This is a genomic window from Caulobacter sp. BK020 (genome assembly GCF_004342605.1).
Classification (GTDB): domain Bacteria; phylum Pseudomonadota; class Alphaproteobacteria; order Caulobacterales; family Caulobacteraceae; genus Caulobacter.
Window position 1 is genome coordinate 1 of the sequence record NZ_SLZL01000015.1, and the last position, 17,941, is coordinate 17,941.

Here is a 17,941-nt window from a genome sequence, read left to right on the forward strand (position 1 = left end):
GCGGCCAGGCCGTCGATCAGGTCGCAGGCCGGGGCCATGTCGTTCTGCTGGCCTGGCCCCAGGATGATGCGGACCGGCAGGCCCAGGGCGTCTACAGACGTGGATCTTGGTTCCAAAGCCGCCGCGCGAGCGGCCAAGCGCCTGGGCGTGCGGTCCCCCCTTTTTCGCCGCGCGCCGGCGGCCTGGGCGTGGGCCCGGATGACGGTGGCGTCCAGCATCGCCCATTCCAGATCCGGCTCGGCCGCCACCGCCTCGAACAGGCGGTCCAGCACGCCCATCTCGATCCAGCGGTAATACCGGCGCTTGGCCGTCTGGTAGGGGCCAAACCGCTCGGGCAGGTCACGCCACCGGCCGCCCGAGCGCGCCATCCACAACAGCGCGTTCACAAACAGCCGGCCATTGCTGCGCGGACCCCGCTTGCCCTTGCGCCCGCCCGGCACGAACGGCTCGATCCGAGCCCATTGGTCGTCCCGCAGAACTTCGCCTTCCAACGCCGCCTCCAAAAAGCAGCGTTGAATCAGAACTCCGGCCCAACGGGAATCCTAAATCGTCACTAGAACCTAGAGCCGTCCCAACCTGGGGGCCGTCCCAACCTGGCGGCTCGGCCAGCGAGACTAGCGAACGCCAGGGTCCAGCAAGCGGCGGACAGCGTCGTCGGCGCCCGGACCTGGACGCAGCGCCGCGCGTTCGATCGGCACGTTCTCGCCGGTCTCGGCGTCGACAAGGGTCAAACGCAGCGGGCGCCCGGTTTCGCGATCAACCATCTCCATGGGCACGCCAAAGCCGCTGGCGTCCCACCGGTCGCCCCACTCGCGTAGCGCCACCATGACCTTCCACAGGTCGTGTCCCTTGCCGGTCAGGTGATATTCGTCGCGTGGCGGGCGCTCCTGATACCGCACCCGTTCGACCAGGCCGCCCTCCACAAGGTGCGTCAGCCGCGCCGCCAGCGTGGCCGGCGGGATCCCGGTGCTGGTGCGCAGTTCGTCATAGCGGCGCAGTCCCAGCGACAAGTCGCGGATCAACAACAACGCCCAGCGATCGCCGACCGCTTCCAACGCGCCAGCCATCGAGCACCGCATTCCGGAGAACGATTTCGCCTTCATCACCGTCGCCCTCTTGTCACTTCAATAATTGAAGTATATCTCTATCTCATCAAACTGCAAGGGTGCGCGCCGGTGCGCGGACCCTTGCAGACGGGAGAAAGCGCATGGCCGCTGAGTTGTTTAAGGACACACCCAATCGCTACCTCGAGGCTGGCGGCGTTCGCTTCGCCTACCGAGATCTGGGCCCCCGGACGGGGACGCCAGTCGTCATGCTCAACCACCTGGGCGCGACGCTCGACAATTTCGACCCCCGCGTCGTCGATGGCCTGGCCAGCCAGCATCGCGTGGTCGCGCTGGACAATCGCGGCGTAGGCGGGTCGAGCGGAAGCGTCCCACGCGACATCGCGGCGATGGCCCGTGACGCGGTCGCCTTCATCCGCGCCATGGGGTTCCAACAGGTGGACCTGCTCGGTTTCTCGATGGGCGGGTTCGTCGCGCAGCAGATCGTGCTGAGCGAACCCGCGCTCGTACGTCGGCTGATCCTGACCGGCACCGGCCCGGCCGGCGGAGTGGGCATCGACAAGGTCACCGGCATCTCGGTGCGCGCCATGATCAAGGGCGCGCTGACCTCGAACGACCCGAAGCTCTATCTGTTCTTCACCAAGACCGCTAACGGCCGTCGCGCCGGCCATGAATTTCTGGCGCGCTTGAAGGAGCGTACCGCCGATCGCGACAAGCCGATCACGCTGGCCGCCTTTGGGCGCCAGCTCACCGCGATCAAGCGTTGGGCGCGGCAGGCGCGGCAGGATCTGTCCGTCATCACCCAGCCGACCTTCGTGGCCAACGGTGACGACGACCGGATGGTGCCGACCGAGAATTCGCGCGATCTGGCCCGCCGCATCGCCGGCGCCAAGCTGGCGATCTACGCGGACGCCGGCCACGGCGGCATCTTCCAATATCACCGCCCCTTCGTGCTGGCCGCGCTCGAATTCCTGCGCTGACCGCTGATCGCAATCCTTTCCGATCCGGAGTTCTCGCCATGACCGACACCCACATCACCGCGCCGACCCGCTTTGTCGACATCGACGGCGACCGCTTCGCCTATCGCCGCTGGGGGCGCGTCGAAGCGGGCCAGCCGCCCTTGCTGCTGATCCAGCATTTCCGGGGCGGCATGGACAACTGGGACCCGCTGATGACCGACGGCCTGGCGGCTGGTCGCGAGGTGATCCTCTACAACGGGCGTGGCGTCGCCTCCTCGTCAGGCGCGCCCCGCAACCGGATCGAGGACATGGCCGACGACATCGCCGCCTTTATCCGGGCGCTGGGTCTGGAACAGGTCGACCTGCTCGGCTTCTCGCTGGGCGGCATGCAGGCGCAGGACGTGACGCTGCGCCATCCGCGGCTGGTCCGCAAGCTGATGCTGCTCGGCACGGGCCCGCGGGGCGGCAGCTTCGGCTCCGACGAGCGCGTCCTGCTCCATGCGACCCAGCCGGTTCCGAGCGTCGAGGATTTCCTGTTCCTGTTCTTTGGCCGCTCGGACGCGGCGCAGCAGGCGGGCCGCGACTTCTGGGACCGACGTCACCAGCGCGCCGATCAGGATACGCCCAGTTCGCCTGCGGCGATGCAGGCGCAGATGGAGGCCAACGTCGCCTGGCTGGCGCCGGTCGATCCCGCCGCGCGCCTGGCGCATCTGGGCGCGCTCACCCAGCCGACCTTCATCCTGAACGGCAATGACGACGTGATGATCCCGACCATCAACTCGTACGAGATGGCGCAAACCATCCCGAACGCCCAGCTGTTCATCTATCCGGACGCGGGCCACGGCGCCCAGTTCCAGTATCCCGAACGCTTCCTGCGCCATGTCACCCAGTTCCTGGATGAAGCGTGATCGCGTCCGCCCGCTAGGTTTCAAGTGAGAGATCGAGAATGACCAGCAACGCCCTGTTCGAACCCTACGCTCTTGGCGACCTGACGCTCGCCAATCGCATCGTGATGGCCCCGCTGACGCGCAACCGCGCGGGCGCCGGGTTCGTCGCGACCGACCTCATGGCCGAATACTACGCCCAGCGCGCCACCGCAGGCCTGATCATCTCGGAGGCGACGCAGGTGTCGCGCCAGGGCCAGGGCTACCAGGACACCCCCGGCCTCTACACGCCCGAACAGGTCGAAGGCTGGCGCAAGGTGACGGACGCCGTTCACGCCAAGGGCGGCCGAATGTTCGCTCAGCTCTGGCATGTCGGCCGGGTCAGCCACGTCGACCTGCAAGAAGGCGGAGCCGCGCCCGTCGCCCCCTCGGCGATCCGCGCCCAGACCAAGACGGTGGTCAACAACGCCTTCGTCGACGTGTCCGAACCCCGCGCCCTGGCGCTGGACGAGTTGCCCGGCATCGTCGAGGACTTCCGCAACGCCGCGCTCAACGCCATCAAGGCGGGCTTCGACGGGGTCGAGGTGCATGGCGCCAACGGCTATCTGCTCGACCAGTTCGCCAAGGACGGCGCCAATGTCCGCACGGACGCCTATGGCGGTTCGGTGGAGAACCGCGCCCGGCTGATGATCGAGGTGACCGCGGCGGTGGCCGAGGCGGTCGGCGCCCACCGCACCGGGGTGCGGATCTCGCCCGTCTCGCCGGCCAACGGCGTCTCGACCAGCGATCCGCAGTCGCAGTTCGACTACATCGTCGACCGTCTGAAGGCGCTGGGTATCGCCTACATCCACGTCGTCGAGGGCGCGACGGGCGGCCCGCGCGATGTCGCCCAGTTCGACTTCGACTCGCTGCGCAAGCGCTTCGACGGCGCCTACATCGCCAACAACGGTTACGACCTGAAACTCGCCAGGGCGCGGCTGGCCGAGGGCAAGGCCGATCTGTTCGCCTTCGGACGCCCGTTCATCGCCAATCCCGACCTAGTCGAGCGCCTGAAGGCCGGCGCGCCGCTCGCCGACCTCGATCCGGCGACGCTCTATGGCGGCGGGGCCAAGGGCTACACCGATTATCCCACCGCGACCGCCACCGTCGCCGCCTGACAAACCGCTCGTCGGGCCGCATCATGAGTGCGGCCCGACGGGACAAGGAGACGCCTGATGAAGGCCCATATTCTCGACCGCTATGGCAAGGGGCAGTCGCTCCGCCTGGGAGACTGGCCCGACCCCGTCGCGGGGCCGGGCCAGGTGCTGGTGGACATTCGCGCCGCCGCGCTCAACGTGCTGGACGCCAAGATCCGTGACGGCGCGTTCAAGCCGATCCTGCCCTATCGCCCGCCCTTCGTCCTCGGCCACGATCTTGCCGGCGTCATCACCGGCGTCGGGCCGGGCGTGTCGCGATTCAAGGTCGGCGACGAAGTGTTCGCGCGGCCCCGTGATCACCAGATCGGGACCTTCGCCGAACGGATCGCGGTCGCCGAGGCCGATCTGGCGCCCAAGCCCGCCGGCCTTTCGATGGCGCAGGCCGCGTCGCTGCCGCTGGTCGCCCTGACCGCGTGGCAGGTGCTGGTCGAGGTCGCCCGCGTCAAGCGCGGCGACAAGGTGATGATCCACGCCGGCTCCGGCGGGGTGGGCACGATCGCGATCCAGCTGGCCAAGTCTCTGGGCGCGACGGTCGCGACCACCACCAGCGCCGGCAATGCGGAGTTCGTCCGCGGTCTCGGCGCCGACGTTGTGATCGACTACAAGACCCAGGACTTCGCCGAACGTCTATCGGGCTACGATGTCGTGCTCAGCAGCCTGGAGGACGGGACGCTGGAACGCTCGCTGAAGATCCTGAAGCCGGGCGGCAAGCTGATCTCCATCTCCGGTCCGCCTGATCCCGCCTTCGCTCGGGCCCAGGGCATGAACTGGATGATGCAGCAGGTCATGGGGCTGCTGAGCCGCAAGATCCGGCGTGAGGCCGCGCGCCATCAGGTCGACTATTCCTTCCTGTTCATGCGGGCGGACGGCGGCCAGCTCGCCCAGATCGCGGCGCTCGTCGACAGCGGCGCGCTGCGCCCGGTCGTCGACCGTGTCTTCGCGTTCGACGCCTTGAACGACGCCATGGCCTATCTCGCGACCGGGCGCGCCAAGGGCAAGGTCGTCGTCACGCGATAAGCCTGAGACCAGGATCGCCTGGGTCCGACAGACGTCCGCGCGACGCCATCAAGGCGTCGAACGCGACCGGACCCGGGCGGACGCTCGGGAACCCGCTGACCTTGGGGCTTCCCGCCCCCTCAGGCCTTCCGGTCCCTCCACCGCCCCCATCCCGCCTGGACCACGCCGACCGCGAAGGCCGCCAGCTGGGCGTCGCTCCACAGGTAGTAGGCGGAGAAGAAGCCCCACTGCATCAGGGTGCGGTCGATGATGAAGGCCACGTGGGTCAGCACCACCAGGAGCTGGAAGGCGGTCATGAACAGGATCCAGACGCGCCGCTCGAACGTGCACAGGGTGATCAGGACCAGCAGGTAGATGAGATCGACCGTGAAGATCCCCCACTGCACCGCCGCGCGGTCGGGCGACTGGACGGCGGCCGACAGGAACCAGGCGACGACGGTGACCAAGGCCAGGCCGCGCTCCAGGCGTCGGCCCACCAGCAGGGCCAGGGCGCAGATCGCCAGCATGACCATGGCGGCGATCTGGGTCGGCAGGATCGAGAAGAAGTTGGAAAAGGAAAACATGCCGCCCCCGCGCCAGGAGCGACATGTGTCTCACGAATCGCGGCCAGGCCAAGGGCCTCGGCGGCGGCTCAGGCGCTCTTGACCTCGTGCAGGTGGCCGGTGCGCGGCACGTCGCCGTCGGTCTTGTCGCCGCCGCCCACCAGGGTGACACGGCGCAGCCCGACCTGGTCCCTGGCTTCCGCCAGCGCCGCGTGGGCGGCGATCAGCGAGCGGCGGGCGCTGGCCATGCCCGAGGCGGCTTCCAGCACGCGGTCGACGGCCTGCTGGCCGACGCCGGCCGCCAGACCGGCCTCGAGCCGCGCGCGCGGCATGGCGGCGATCAGGTCGCCCATCAGGGCCAGGGTAGTGTCCACGGCCTCCTCGGTGGTGAACAGGTGATTGGCCAGACGCTCGGCGACGATACGGCGTTTCATGTGACGGTGCTCCCCCAGCGCCCGAAGGCGCGTTGCTGATGACGGACGCCTCGGCGCCCGTCGCGGGGTTCAGCCCGCAGGGTTCAGCCGTGACGCAGGACTTGGAAGAAATGGGCGACCTGCCGGGTCCCCAGGAGGCCGCCGACCAGCAGGCTGCAGGCGGCGGCGATGGCGAGGACGAACAGCAGGCGGACGGCGGGGCTCAGGACATGGTCGTACCCTCCGCCCAGGCTTCGTGCCATTTCGTGTGGAAGGCCTCGTCCAGCAGCGTGGCCGTGATGATCAGGATCTCGCGCAGCACCATCTCCGGCGGCTTGGGCCCCGCCTCCTTGCGCACCGCCGAGACCAGATCCCGGACCATCGGCGACAAGGCGTCCGGCGCCAGGTCCCGCAGCTGGCGCTCCAGCTCCGTCCAGGCGAAGCCCGGCATCGGCGGCCGGTTCGCCTGCCGCGGCCAGTCCTGCTCGAACTGGGCCGCCGCCTCGCGCACCTGCAGCGCCCGGCGCACCAGCAGGCCCAGGCGGGTCTCCGCCAGGCTGGTCGCCTCGTTGTCGTTCACCACGCTGATGTTCACGATCTTGGTCCGTCTCTCGGAATGTCGAGACGGCATCGGACGGCGTTGGCGGGATCGGCGACAGTCCCATTGAGTCGCTGTGGGATTCAGTCCCATAGCCGGGAGGGCCGCCCTTCGGGGTCGCGCGGGCGGCGGGCGGCGGACCAGGGTCGTGGGCGACCAGCACCCGGGCCGCGGCCCGCCGGCCGCTGACGCCCAGCTTGCGGCACGCGCTTTCGACCAGGGCGTCGGCGCGCGACTTGGACACCCCCATCAGCGGGCCGATTTCCTTGGACAACCTGTGTTCGGCCACCCAGCGGAGGGCTTCCCGCTCTCGTTGAGTGAGCAGCTCGATATTGGGCGCCGGAGGGGTCGAGGGCCTGTCCATCAGCTCGAAAACGATTGTCGCCGGCGCCCGACGCGCCGCATACGGTGCAAGAATGCATTGCGGTCGGCCAAGGCCAAGCCGATAGTTCTGAAATCGCCATTTCAGCGGGGGACGGCTTTGGAAACGCCGACGGGTCCAGATCCTATCGATGTCGCGGTGGGCACCCGCATCCGGGTCCAGCGACGCCACATGAAGATCAGCCAGGACGAGCTGGCCCAGGTGCTGGGCCTGACCTTCCAGCAGGTCCAGAAGTATGAGCGGGGCACCAACCGGGTCTCGGCCTCGATGCTGGTGCGCATCGCCGCCAAGCTGCAGACCACGGTGGGCAGCCTGGTGGGCGAGGACGTGGTGGCCGAACAGGACGTGGCCATGCTGACGGCGCTGTCCACGCCAGGCGCCATCGACCTGCTGCGCGCCTACGGCCAGGCCACGCCCAAGGGCCGCAAGGCGATCCTCAACGTCGCCAGGACCCTGGTCGAGCCGGACGAGACGGCCGACGTCGCCTGATCTGGCCGGGGATATCGCGGCGAGGGCGTGTCCCCGTCCCCAATCCTAGGCCGCTCCCGCCTCGAGCCGTTCGATCCCCTTCACCCCGACCTCGACAAGCGCCGCGACCAGCGCCTCGACCGCCGTGTCGACCTCGGCCAGGTCGCGCCCGCGGATCACCAGGCTGGCGCCGTAGACATCGGGCGGGGCGAAGAACGGATAGCTGCCGATCGACAGATCCGGATGGGCCTTGGCCACCGCTTCCAGCGGCGCGGCGATCGTGCCCTCGCCCGTGCCGGTGACGCGGACGGTCTTGCTGATCACCACCGCCCCGGTGCGCAGGCGCGGGCCGACGTCGTCGAGCATGCCGCGCATGATCGCCGGCACCCCGGCCAGCACGAAGACGTTGCCGATCTGGAAGCCCGGCGGCCCCTGCACCGGGTTCTTCACCAGGGTCCCGCCCTCGGGCACGTGGGCCATGCGGCGGCGGGCAGCGTTGGGCTCGCCCCAGCGCTCGCGCAGCATGGCCATGATCTCGGGATGCTCGGGCGCCGTGACGCCGAACGCCTTGGCCACCGAATCGGCGGTGATGTCGTCGTGGGTGGGGCCGATGCCGCCGGTGGTGACGACGTAGTCGTAGCGGGTCCGCAGGGCGTTGACCGCGTCGACGATCTCCTGCTCGACGTCGGGCACCACCCGCGCTTCGCACAGGTCGACGCCGTAGGTGGCCAGGTACTTGGCGATGGCGTTGAGGTTCACGTCCTGGGTGCGGCCCGACAGGATCTCGTCGCCGATGATCAGAACCGCCGCCGTCACGCGTTCGCTGGCCGTCATCGTCTCAATCCCTATCCGCGCCGATCGTCTTTCGACTTAAGGCCCCCGCGCGCGCGCCGCAACCAATGCCGCACGGCTTGTCGCCGGTGCATGACCGGTTATATTACCGGTTACAAGGAGCGACCATGGCTGACGCACAACGACGCGCCGTCGAGAACAATAGGCGACGCCTGCGCGAACAGGGGCTGGACCGCTTCGAGGTGCGCGGTCTGGAGTCCGACAAGGCCCTGCTGCGCGCGGTCGCCAAACGGCTGGCGCGCAATGACGAGGCGGGCGCCCGGTTACGAGCGGACATCGAAGCTCGAATGTCGCCCTCGCCGGACCAGCGCGGCGGCGTCCTGCGCGCCCTTCGCCGATCGCCGCTGGTGGGCGCGGATCTGGACCTGGCGCGTGAAACCACCGCCGGACGCGACATTAATCTATGACGCGATACCTGCTCGACACCAACATCATCAGCAACATCGTCAAACCCGAACCGTCGGCGGCGCTGATGGACTGGATGGCCGACCAGCGCGACGCCGACCTCTACATCTCGACCTTCTCCCTGGCCGAAATCCGCCGTGGCATCCTGCAGAAGCCCGAGGGCCGGAAGCGCCGGGAACTCGAGGCCTGGTACCTGGGCGACCTTGGTCCCAAGGCCCTGTTCGGGACCCGGGTCCTGCCGTTCGACGAGGCGGCCGCCGAGACGTGGGCGCAATTGATGGCCGAGGGTCATCGGCAAGGCTCGCCGCGCAGCGCCCTCGACATGATCATCGGCGCCGTCGCCCAGGCCAACGCCTGTGTCGTGGTGACGGACAACGAGCGTCATTTCGTCGGCGCGGTGGAGGTGTTCAACCCCATGCGACCGATCGGCGGCTGACATGCTCCTCCCGCAACCGATGACGCGCGGCGTGATCGTCCAGCGCTACAAGCGATTCTTCTGCGACCTGGTGCTGGACGACGGGCGGCAGGTCACCGCCCACTGCCCCAACTCCGGCGCCATGCTGGGCGTGAACCTGCCGGGCCAGGGGGCGTGGGTGTCGTGGTCGGACGATCCCAAGCGCAAGCTGGCGGCGACGCTGCAGTTGGTCGAGGCCGGCGGTCCCGACGGCAGGGGTCTGGTGGGGGTCAACACCCACCTGCCCAACAAGCTGGTCGCCGAGGCCCTGGTCGGCGGGGTGATCCCCGAGCTGACCGGCTACGCCTCGATCCGACCGGAGGTGAAGTACGCCGCCGCCAGCCGCGTCGACTTCCTGCTGACCGACCCCGACCGCCCGCCGTGCTGGCTGGAGGTCAAGAACGTCCACCTGTCGCGCGCCCCGCCGCTGGCCGAGTTCCCCGACTGCAAGGCCGCCCGCTCGACCCGCCACCTGGAGGACCTGGCCGCCCAGGTGCGCGAGGGCCACCGGGCCGTGGCCCTGTTCGTGGTCCAGCGCGAAGACTGCGACCGCTTCAGCGCCTGCGCCGACCTCGACCCGGCCTTCGCCATGGCGTTGGATCGCGCCGCGGGCTCCGGAGTCGAAGTGTTGGTCTATGGATGCGAGGTCACGACGGAGAGCGTGCGGATTGATCGGCGGCTGAGATGGAAGCCTTGCCCATTCACCAACGAAGTTGCACGCCAAGTCCCTGACCGGCCTAGACGCTAGCGGCTTTGTAGCAGCGTCGCGTACGGCATCAGCCGATAGGCGGCGCATAGCGCGGCCTCAATTGCCGACAGTTGAGCCTCGACGCCGCCATCCATGTCGATGGCCGGGACCTTGATCGCCAGCGAAGCCGTGCCGCCTTTCTGTACGACGGCAATGTCATCCGACCAATTCGCCTTAATGGCGAGGATATCTTCGATCCTGCGGCCTTCGAAGCCGATCTCCACGACCTCCTGATCAAATTTGTGGTGTATTTTGACCCCCTTAGGAAAGTCGTGCCCCTTCAGGATAATCCAGTTCGACTTGTTTCCACGGCCGCTTGGCTTCGCCATGCGTATTTTCGGATGGCGCTCTCGTAGTAGCTTCCAGTAGGCAAAATGAAAGGCCGTCTTCGAGGCGCTGATGGCCATGGTGTAGCCACGGCGACCCTGCTCAATAGCCTCCAGCATAATTTGCCTTCGCCAGGCCGCGCGGCGACCCGACTGTTTCTCAAACCACTCGGCGATGCGTTCGTACGGAAAACGATGCTGGTAGGCGCTTGTCGCGCTCAGCCTCCCCAGGTACCGCAGTGGCGCGCAGATCACCGTCACGTAGTCGTCGACCTTTTCCGTCTCGCGAGATTTGATACCGCGCAAGTGATAGCGCTCGCCTTGCAAATCCTGCTCCGGCGCGGCGATCTTGTTCTCGATCAGCACTGCGATCCTGAGTCCATTCACCACAACGCGGAGCAATAGATCGGTTTCGCCATCGGTGTCGGACAGGCTGTGCCACGCCCCAGCGGGCGACGCGTTCACGATGCCGATCTCACGGCAAAACCAGTCAACGAAATCGTCGCTGACATGGAACTCTTCCATCAGCAGCAGATCGACATCACGCTCCGCGACATTAGCGAGATAGCGACCAAAGTCCGGGTGGGTCACGGCTAGGGCAACGTCCATTTACGTGATCCCTCGATTAGCTCTGGAGACCAGTTCGCACGATATCGCGCAGGATGACCGATGGTCGCCAGCGTGGCGAGACTCTGGCGCGAGATGTTCGCGTCTCCTGGCGGAGGCGGGCGTTGAACTTCCGTGCTATCATTGCGACATAAGCCCCGAAGAGATCCGCCTGTCGCGCCGCATTGCCTGGCGAGACGCGCCGACCGTTACAGCCTGAGCAGACCGCCATGACCCTTGAAGACACGGCCGAGATCGAAGCCGAGACCCGCACCGGCGCGATCAAGATCCACAAGCCCGCCGACTTCGAGGGCATGCGCAAGGCCGGCAAGCTGGCGGCCGAGTGCCTGGACATGCTGATCCCGCACGTCGTGCCCGGCGTGTCGTCCGACCACCTGGACACCCTGGCCCGCGAGTTCATCCTCGACCACGGCGCCCTGCCCGCCTGCCTGTTCTATCGCGGCTATCCCAAGACGGTCTGCATCTCGCGCAACCACGTGGTCTGCCACGGCATCCCCGGCGAGTGGAGCTTGCGCGAGGGCGACATTGTCAACATCGACGTGACGGCGATCGTCGACGGCTGGCACGGCGACACCTCGCGGATGTACGGCGTCGGCGAGGTGGGCCCGCGCGCCCGCCGGCTGGTCGAGATCACCTATGAGGGCATGAAGCGCGGCCTGGACGCGGTGAAGCCGGGGGCGACCCTGGGCGACATCGGCCACGCCATCCAGTCCTATGTCGAGGCCCAGCGCTGCAGCGTGGTGCGCGACTTCTGCGGCCACGGCCTGGGCAAGGTGTTCCACGACGCGCCCAACATCCTGCACTTCGGCCGTCCCGGCCAGGGCGCGGTGCTGAAACCGGGCATGTTCTTCACCGTCGAGCCGATGGTGAACCTGGGCAAGCCGGCGGTGAAGGTGCTGGGCGACGGCTGGACGGCCGTGACCCGCGACAAGTCGCTGTCGGCCCAGTGCGAGCACTCGATCGGCGTGACCGAGGACGGCTACGAGGTGTTCACCGCCTCGCCGGCCGGCCTGTTCCAGCCGGCCATCCAGGGCGGCTGAGACTGGACAACCCTCAATTGATCTGACCTAATCTGCTCTCGCGTTCGAGGGTGCGATGGTCAGCGGCAGATCACTGAAGGCGACCCCGCCGGGCCTGGCCGACGCCGCCCCGGCCAGCGCCCCTGCCCAGAATGTTCTCGCCCAGGGTGTTCTCGCCCAGAGTCCGGCCGCCAAAAGTCCGGCCGCCCACCAGCTGGGCCACCGCGAGCGCCTGCGCCAGCGGGCCAAGGCCGGCGGGCTGGTCGCCCTGCCCGACTACGAGCTGCTGGAGCTGTACCTGTTCCGCACCTTCGCGCGCGGCGACGTCAAGCCGATGGCCAAGGCGCTGCTGGCCCGGTTCGGCTCGTTCGGGGCGACGATCTCGGCCTCGATCGAGGAGCTGAAGACCGTGCCCGGGGTCGGCGAGACCGCCGCGATCGACCTGAAGCTGCTGCACGAGGCCGCCCTGCGGGCCGGCCGCGACAAGATCGCCAAGCGGACGGTGATCTCGTCCTGGACGGCGCTGCTGGGCTATGTCCGCGTCGCCCTGGCCAACGAGCCGCGCGAGCAGTTCCGCGTCCTGTTCCTCGACAACAAGAACCAGCTGATCGCCGACGAGGTGATGAACCACGGCACGGTCGACCACGCCCCGGTCTATCCGCGCGAGGTGATGCGCCGGGCGCTGGAACTGTCGAGCAGCAACATCATCCTGCTGCACAACCACCCGAGTGGCGACCCGACCCCGTCGCGGCCCGACATCGAGATGACCAAGCAGATCGTCGAGGCCGGCAAGGCGCTGAAGATCGGTGTCCACGACCATCTGGTGGTCGGCCGCGACGGCGTGGCCAGCTTCAAGGCGCTGGGGCTGTTCTGAGGCGGCGCGGCCTTGACCGCGCCCGCCTGATCCCCGAGCGTGGCCGCCGCCCCCCTCGCGCCGGAGCCCCGATGTCCCGCCTGCTGACCGCCCTGCTTGGCTCCGCCGTCCTGTTCGCCACGACCGCCCACGCCGCCAACGCGCCGGTCTCCAAGGCCGATCGCGCCTTGCACGAGAAGGTCCTGACGCTCGACACCCATCTGGACACCCCCGAGCATTTCGCCCGCCGGGGCTGGAGCATGGTCGAGCGGCACGAGGTCAAGGCCGACGGCACCCAGGTGGACCTGCCGCGCATGGACGCCGGCGGCCTGGATGGCGGGTTCTTCGTGATCTACACCGCCCAGGGCGAGCTGACCGCCGAAGGCTATCGCCAGGCCCGCGACTTCGCCCTGGAGCGGGCGACGCAGATCCGCGAGATGGTCGCGGCCCATGCCGACAAGTTCGAACTGGCCTACACCGCCGACGACGCCGGGCGGATCAACAAGGCCGGCAAGAAATTCGTCTTCCAGAGCATGGAGAACAGCTGGCCGCTGGGCGAGGACCTCACCCTGATGGACACCTTCTACAAGACCGGGGTGCGGATGGCCGGGCCGGTGCACTTCAAGAACAACCAGTTCGCCGACAGCTCGACCGACAAGCCGATCTGGCATGGCTTCTCGCCGCTGGGCCTGCGCTGGCTGGCCGAGGCCAACCGGCTGGGGATCCTGGTCGACGTCAGCCACGCCTCGGACGACGTGGTCGACCAGGCCGTGCAGCTGTCGAAGGTCCCGATCATCGCCTCGCACTCGGGCGCCAAGGCGATCTACGACCACTCGCGAAACCTGGATGACGGCCGGCTGAAGAAGATCGCCGACGCCGGCGGGGTGATCTGCATCAACTCGGTCTATCTGAAGAACACCGCCGCCAGCCCCGAGCGCGTGGCCGCCCTGAAGGCCCTGGGAACCGCGCCCGACAGCGAGACGGCCACCGAGGCCGAGATGGTGGCCTATCTGAAGAAGCGCGCCGAGGTCGACGCCAGGTTCCCGCCCGTGCGCGCCAGCTTCGAGGACTTCATGGCCAGCCTGACCCACACCCTGAAGGTGGTCGGGCCCGAGCATGTGGGAATCGGCGCCGACTGGGACGGCGGCGGCGGGGTGATCGGCTTCGAGGACGTCGCCGACCTGCCCAAGGTCACCGCGCGGCTGAAGGCGGCCGGCTACAGCGACGCCGACGTGGCGGCGATCTGGGGCGGCAACGTGCTGCGCATCGTCCGCCGGGCCCAGGACTACGCGGCCCAGCAAGCCGCCAAGGCCAAGCCTATCGGATAACGCGGTTATCGTTTAGGTTGCCCGGACATCGGTCCGGGAGGGTTCCGAATGGTTCGTCACGCGTGCTGGGCCGGCGTCGCCGCCCTGCTCTTCTTCGCCGCGCCCGCCACGACCTGGGCCGCCAGCTTCGACTGCGCCAAGGCCGGCTCGCCCACCGAGAAGGCGATCTGCAAGAACGCCTCTATCTCCAAGCTGGACGAGCAGGTGGCCGTGGCGTTCAAGGCGGCCCAAAGCCTGTGGCCGGCGGGAAACTGGTCGACCTTTATCCGCAGCGAACAGCGGTGGTGGCTCAAGGACCGCGACCGAAACTGCAAGGCCGACATAACTTGCCTGAAGCAGGACTACGAACGCCGCCTGACCTTCCTGACCCATCCCAGCCTGAAGTGGATGGGCCGCTATGTCGGCGGGAGTTGTCCCAAGGACGGGGTCTATCTGGACGTGACGCCCAGTTATCCGGACGCCGGGATCGGGGTCGAGCTCTATATCTGCCCCAACTCCAGCGGGAACATGCTGCTGCAGGCCGAGGGCGACGTCGACGCGTCCGGCAGGCTGAAATTCGACGACGCCGGCTGCCCGCGCGTGCTGGCCTTCACCCAGGACACCGCGACCCTGTCGTCGCCGAAGGGCGATCGCTGCGCCCTGGGAACGGACTCGCGCGTCTTCCGGCGCGATCCGGCCAAGTCGCCCTATCTGACGGAGTAGGCCATGACCCGCGTCGTCGCCGCCCTGGCCGCCCTGCTGCTGATCGCCCTCGCCCCGTCCCTGGCCGCCGCCGCCAGCTTCGACTGCGCCAAGGCCCGGACCAAGGTCGAGAAACTGATCTGCAAGGATCCGCAGCTGTCGCGCCAGGACGAGGATCTGGCCAAGGCCTATGGCGAGGCGCTGAAGCTCTGGGACGGCCAGATCGCCGCCTATGTGAAGCTGAGCCAGCGCGGCTGGGTCGCCTCGCGCGCCTTGTCGGCGCCGGGGATGGGCGGAGGCGGGGAGCTCTGCGAGGACGATGGCGCCGCCCTAGCCTGCCTGCGGACCATCCATGCCGACCGCATCGCCGTGCTGAGGAGCTCCGGCTTCCGGCTGAGCGGGATCTATGCGCGCGGTCAGGACTTCCTGCGCATCAAGGCCACGCCGACGGGGCTGGAGTTCGCCTACCAGCTGGCCGACGCGAACATGTCGCAAGGCTTCACCGCGGACGGCGCCCAGGTGAAGGTCGTCCCCGGCCAGACCATCGTCGCCTTTCCGCTCACCGGGACCGGCCCCGACGCCTGCCGCCTGGACGCGTCGTTCAGCGCCGACGAGGTGACGCTGACCCAGAAAGGTCCGTGCGGCGGCGCGAAGCTGGGCGGCTGGTGGAAACGGGACCAGGCGCGGGACCCGGAAGCGGAGATGTTCTGATCCGCTCATCCCGGCGAACGCCGGGATGAGCGGAGTATGGGAGGCCTAGTCTAGGCTCTCGATCTCGCCCAAGCCTCCCACACCCGCCATCCCAGCAGCACCGCCAGGATCGCGGCATAGACCAGCGGCGGCCGGTGGTCGGCCTTGACCAGCAGGTAGTAGTGGACCACGCCCAGCGGGACGATCAGGTAGATCAGCCCGTGCAGCCTTTGCCAGGTCGCCCGGCCCAGGCGGATCACCCAGCCGTTGGTCGAGGTCACCGCCAGCGGGATCAGCAGTACGAATCCGGCCATGCCCAGGGTGATGAAGGGCCGCTTGAGGATGTCCTTCCACAGCTGGCCCCAGTCGAAGAACAGGTCGACGCCGATATAGGTCAGCAGGTGCAGGCAGACGTAGGCGAAGGCGAACAGGCCGATCGTGCGGCGAAAGCGGACCAGGCGCGGCTTGTTCAGGATCCGCGCGGCCGGGGTGATCGCCAGGCCCACCAGCAGCAGGCGCAGGCCCCAGACGCCGATCTGGCGGATCAGAGCCTCGATCGGATTGGCCCCCAGGTCGCCGCTGACCCCCCGCCAGGCCAGCCAGGCCAGCGGCGCGAAACAGGCCAGCCAGACGGCGGCGTAGACCAGGTTGTCTTGGGTCTTGGAAGGACGCTTGCGCCGGCCCCCTCCGTCGGCCTTGCCGACACCTCCCCCAGAGGGGGAGGATCTGCGCCGAGCCAGATGCTCCCCCCTTGGGGGAGCTGTCGCGGAGCGACTGAGGGGGTCCCGCGCCATCAGAAGTCCCGCTTCAGGTCCATGCCGCGATAGAGGTCGGCGACCCACTCGCCGTAGCCGTTGAACGGCAGGGTCTCGCGGCGGCGGAACTCGCCGATCCGCCGTTCGGTGGCCTGCGACCAGCGCGGGTGGTCCACGGCCGGATTGACGTTGGAATAGAAGCCGTACTCCCGCGGCGCCAGCACGTTCCAGGCGGTGGCCGGCTGCTTCTCGATCAGGCTGATCCGCACGATCGATTTGGCGCCCTTGAAGCCGTACTTCCAGGGCACGACCAGCCGCAGCGGCGCACCGTTCTGGTTGGGCAGGACGTCGCCATAGAGGCCCACGGCCAGGAGGGTCAGCGGGTGGGTCGCCTCGTCGATCCGCAGGCCCTCGCGATAGGGCCAGGCCAGGGTGTCCCACCGCTGGCCCGGCATTTCGGAGGGCCGCATCAGGGTCTCGAAGGCGACGTATTTGGCCTTCGAGGTCGGCCTGACCTGGGCCAGCAGGTCCTTCAGCGGGAAGCCCACCCACGGGATCACCATCGACCAGCCCTCGACGCAGCGCATGCGGTAGATGCGCTCTTCCAGCTTCTGGCCCTTGATCAGGTCGTCGATCCCAAAGGCGGCCGGCTTCTCGCATTCGCCGTCGACGCGCACCGTCCAGGGACGGGTCTTCAGGGTTCCGGCGTTCTCCGACGGGTCCTCCTTGTTGACCCCGAATTCGTAGAAGTTGTTGTAGCTGGTGATGTCCTTCTTCGAGGTCTTGGGCTCGGTGGTCGAGAAGCCGGGGCTGTAGGCCAGGCCGCGCGCGCTGGCTGTTCCGGCCGCCGCCTGCAGCCCCAGCCCCGCCGCCCCGCCGATGAAGTCGCGCCGGCGCAGATACAGGCTGCGGTCGGTGACGTCGCTGTCGGTCAGGTCGGGGGCGTGGCGGATCAGCATGGCGGGCTCCGGGGAAGCTACTCTGGAAGATACGTATCGGAAGCGCCAATGGTTACATGGGCCGAGGCGCCTTCCCGCGCCGCTTGTGATCGCCCAAAAGGCGAGGCTGCTTCGTATGCACTTTTAACTAGTATTTCTCTTAATTTCGCGCATAGATAGCTCTTGAGCGCCGCCGGCTGTCGGCGACGTCGTCTTCCGTCGACCCATGCCGGCGGGCGGAAGTCGAGACACAGGGAGAGCGTCATGGGTTTCTATGGTCCTGAACCATTCGACACGGCCGAGGCGACCTACGTCTGGACCGGCCTGCGCGAGCCGGGCTTCTTCAGCGTCAGCGTCAAGGGCGCCGCGCCGAACTTCACCAGCGGCATCCAGCTGGTCCGTGATCCTCACTTCGTCGGCGGCCTGGCGATCGACGTGATGGGCTGGACCGGCCCATTGGCCAAGGGCACGACGCCCTACGCGGTGCATGCCACGTTCGGCGGCCTCTATCTGCCCAAGATTCTTATCGTGGGCCAGAACAAGCGCCTGCTGATCGACGTGAAGGAGATCCCCTTCACCACCGACGAGGCCTATGTGAAGCACCTGACGGCCGCCCGAAGCCTAGAAACGGCCTAGAGTCTAGGGCGGATCGGCGTTCAGTCACGCTCTCAATGGGTCCGTCATTCTCGCCCTTGTGGCGAGAATCCCTCCATCCGCCGCAGGTGTGGAAGTGTGGCGTGCT

The 17,941-nt window shown here is 68.0% G+C and carries 24 protein-coding genes; 14 read left to right on the plus strand and 10 right to left on the minus strand.

All coding sequences use genetic code 11. From position 1 onward, the window contains the following. The coding region (locus tag EV278_RS17290) for an IS5 family transposase (protein ID WP_243692241.1) at nt 1–491 on the minus strand (491 nt) is incomplete at its 3' end. Nucleotides 492–614: 123 nt separating this feature from the next. Further along, a complete protein-coding gene (locus EV278_RS17295; protein WP_207905511.1) occupies nt 615–1,067 on the minus strand; it encodes a helix-turn-helix domain-containing protein in 453 nt (150 codons plus the stop codon). Nucleotides 1,068–1,207: 140 nt separating this feature from the next. Between EV278_RS17295 and EV278_RS17300 the strand changes: the two genes are divergently transcribed. Genes EV278_RS17300 through EV278_RS17315 form a run of 4 tightly spaced genes read left to right on the plus strand, consistent with a single transcriptional unit; the run spans nt 1,208 to nt 5,120 of the window. Then, entirely contained in the window at nt 1,208–2,044 is an 837-nt protein-coding gene (locus tag EV278_RS17300; protein ID WP_132094261.1) for an alpha/beta hydrolase, read from the plus strand. Nucleotides 2,045–2,082: 38 nt separating this feature from the next. Then, entirely contained in the window at nt 2,083–2,931 is an 849-nt protein-coding gene (locus EV278_RS17305; RefSeq protein WP_132094264.1) for an alpha/beta hydrolase, read from the plus strand. A gap of 38 nt (nt 2,932–2,969) precedes the next feature. Then, a complete protein-coding gene (locus tag EV278_RS17310) occupies nt 2,970–4,064 on the plus strand; it encodes an alkene reductase (RefSeq protein WP_132094267.1) in 1,095 nt (364 codons plus the stop codon). Nucleotides 4,065–4,121: 57 nt separating this feature from the next. Continuing rightward, nucleotides 4,122–5,120: an NADP-dependent oxidoreductase gene (locus EV278_RS17315; protein ID WP_132094270.1), complete on the plus strand. Its 999-nt coding sequence runs from the start codon at nt 4,122–4,124 to the stop codon at nt 5,118–5,120. Between the two features lie 119 nt (nt 5,121–5,239). Here the strand turns inward: EV278_RS17315 and EV278_RS17320 are convergent, their stop codons facing one another. The 4 genes from EV278_RS17320 to EV278_RS17330 form a co-directional block, all read right to left on the minus strand. Beyond that, entirely contained in the window at nt 5,240–5,683 is a 444-nt protein-coding gene (locus tag EV278_RS17320) for a hypothetical protein (protein WP_132094273.1), read from the minus strand. Nucleotides 5,684–5,751: 68 nt separating this feature from the next. Further along, the gene (locus EV278_RS17325; protein WP_132094276.1) at nt 5,752–6,096 is read right to left on the minus strand and encodes a hypothetical protein; all 345 of its coding nucleotides are present in this window, start codon (nt 6,094–6,096) and stop codon (nt 5,752–5,754) included. Between the two features lie 83 nt (nt 6,097–6,179). After that, on the minus strand, nt 6,180–6,338 hold the full coding sequence (locus EV278_RS24075) for a hypothetical protein (protein WP_165916685.1): 159 nt from the start codon (nt 6,336–6,338) through the stop codon (nt 6,180–6,182). Continuing rightward, nucleotides 6,299–6,670 carry a hypothetical protein gene (locus EV278_RS17330; RefSeq protein ID WP_243692242.1) on the minus strand — a complete coding sequence of 124 codons (372 nt, stop codon included), beginning with the start codon at nt 6,668–6,670 and terminating at the stop codon, nt 6,299–6,301. The genes EV278_RS24075 and EV278_RS17330 overlap by 40 nt, the downstream gene beginning before the upstream one ends. 523 nt (nt 6,671–7,193) lie before the next feature. Here EV278_RS17330 and EV278_RS17340 point away from each other — a divergent pair. Next, on the plus strand, nt 7,194–7,544 hold the full coding sequence (locus tag EV278_RS17340; RefSeq protein ID WP_243692243.1) for a helix-turn-helix transcriptional regulator: 351 nt from the start codon (nt 7,194–7,196) through the stop codon (nt 7,542–7,544). Between the two features lie 45 nt (nt 7,545–7,589). Here EV278_RS17340 and EV278_RS17345 read toward each other — a convergent pair whose 3' ends face one another. Next, a complete protein-coding gene (locus EV278_RS17345; RefSeq protein ID WP_132094279.1) occupies nt 7,590–8,357 on the minus strand; it encodes a competence/damage-inducible protein A in 768 nt (255 codons plus the stop codon). Nucleotides 8,358–8,482: 125 nt separating this feature from the next. On the opposite strand from EV278_RS17345, the gene EV278_RS17350 reads away from it, so the two are divergent. The 3 genes from EV278_RS17350 to sfsA are packed head-to-tail and all read left to right on the plus strand — an operon-like array spanning nt 8,483 to nt 9,982. Beyond that, entirely contained in the window at nt 8,483–8,782 is a 300-nt protein-coding gene (locus tag EV278_RS17350) for a hypothetical protein (RefSeq protein ID WP_132094282.1), read from the plus strand. Further along, entirely contained in the window at nt 8,779–9,216 is a 438-nt protein-coding gene (locus EV278_RS17355; RefSeq protein WP_132094285.1) for a type II toxin-antitoxin system VapC family toxin, read from the plus strand. Before EV278_RS17350 ends, EV278_RS17355 begins: the two co-directional genes overlap by 4 nt. 1 nt (nt 9,217) lies before the next feature. Then, nucleotides 9,218–9,982: a DNA/RNA nuclease SfsA gene (sfsA, locus tag EV278_RS17360; protein WP_132094288.1), complete on the plus strand. Its 765-nt coding sequence runs from the start codon at nt 9,218–9,220 to the stop codon at nt 9,980–9,982. Here sfsA and EV278_RS17365 read toward each other — a convergent pair. Continuing rightward, entirely contained in the window at nt 9,979–10,917 is a 939-nt protein-coding gene (locus tag EV278_RS17365) for a PD-(D/E)XK nuclease family protein (RefSeq protein ID WP_132094291.1), read from the minus strand. The two genes, sfsA and EV278_RS17365, sit on opposite strands and share 4 nt — an antisense overlap. Nucleotides 10,918–11,144: 227 nt before the next feature. Here EV278_RS17365 and map point away from each other — a divergent pair, with 227 nt between their 5' ends. From map to EV278_RS17390, 5 genes are all read left to right on the plus strand, one after another. Further along, nucleotides 11,145–11,975, plus strand: a complete 831-nt coding sequence (map, locus tag EV278_RS17370; protein ID WP_132094294.1) for a type I methionyl aminopeptidase — start codon at nt 11,145–11,147, stop codon at nt 11,973–11,975. Nucleotides 11,976–12,030: 55 nt separating this feature from the next. Beyond that, nucleotides 12,031–12,828, plus strand: a complete 798-nt coding sequence (radC, locus tag EV278_RS17375; RefSeq protein ID WP_132094297.1) for a DNA repair protein RadC — start codon at nt 12,031–12,033, stop codon at nt 12,826–12,828. Nucleotides 12,829–12,899: 71 nt separating this feature from the next. After that, nucleotides 12,900–14,135 carry a dipeptidase gene (locus EV278_RS17380; protein ID WP_132094300.1) on the plus strand — a complete coding sequence of 412 codons (1,236 nt, stop codon included), beginning with the start codon at nt 12,900–12,902 and terminating at the stop codon, nt 14,133–14,135. Between the two features lie 48 nt (nt 14,136–14,183). Beyond that, on the plus strand, nt 14,184–14,837 hold the full coding sequence (locus tag EV278_RS24175; RefSeq protein WP_207905513.1) for a hypothetical protein: 654 nt from the start codon (nt 14,184–14,186) through the stop codon (nt 14,835–14,837). Between the two features lie 3 nt (nt 14,838–14,840). Next, on the plus strand, nt 14,841–15,527 hold the full coding sequence (locus tag EV278_RS17390; RefSeq protein ID WP_132094303.1) for a hypothetical protein: 687 nt from the start codon (nt 14,841–14,843) through the stop codon (nt 15,525–15,527). Nucleotides 15,528–15,577: 50 nt separating this feature from the next. Here EV278_RS17390 and msrQ read toward each other — a convergent pair whose 3' ends face one another. Then, entirely contained in the window at nt 15,578–16,300 is a 723-nt protein-coding gene (gene msrQ / locus EV278_RS17395) for a protein-methionine-sulfoxide reductase heme-binding subunit MsrQ (protein ID WP_132094306.1), read from the minus strand. Next, nucleotides 16,300–17,220, minus strand: a complete 921-nt coding sequence (gene msrP / locus EV278_RS17400; RefSeq protein ID WP_132094308.1) for a protein-methionine-sulfoxide reductase catalytic subunit MsrP — start codon at nt 17,218–17,220, stop codon at nt 16,300–16,302. Before msrP ends, msrQ begins: the two co-directional genes overlap by 1 nt. A gap of 243 nt (nt 17,221–17,463) precedes the next feature. On the opposite strand from msrP, the gene EV278_RS17405 reads away from it, so the two are divergent. Beyond that, on the plus strand, nt 17,464–17,835 hold the full coding sequence (locus EV278_RS17405; RefSeq protein ID WP_132094311.1) for a hypothetical protein: 372 nt from the start codon (nt 17,464–17,466) through the stop codon (nt 17,833–17,835). Nucleotides 17,836–17,941: the final 106 nt, after the last annotated feature.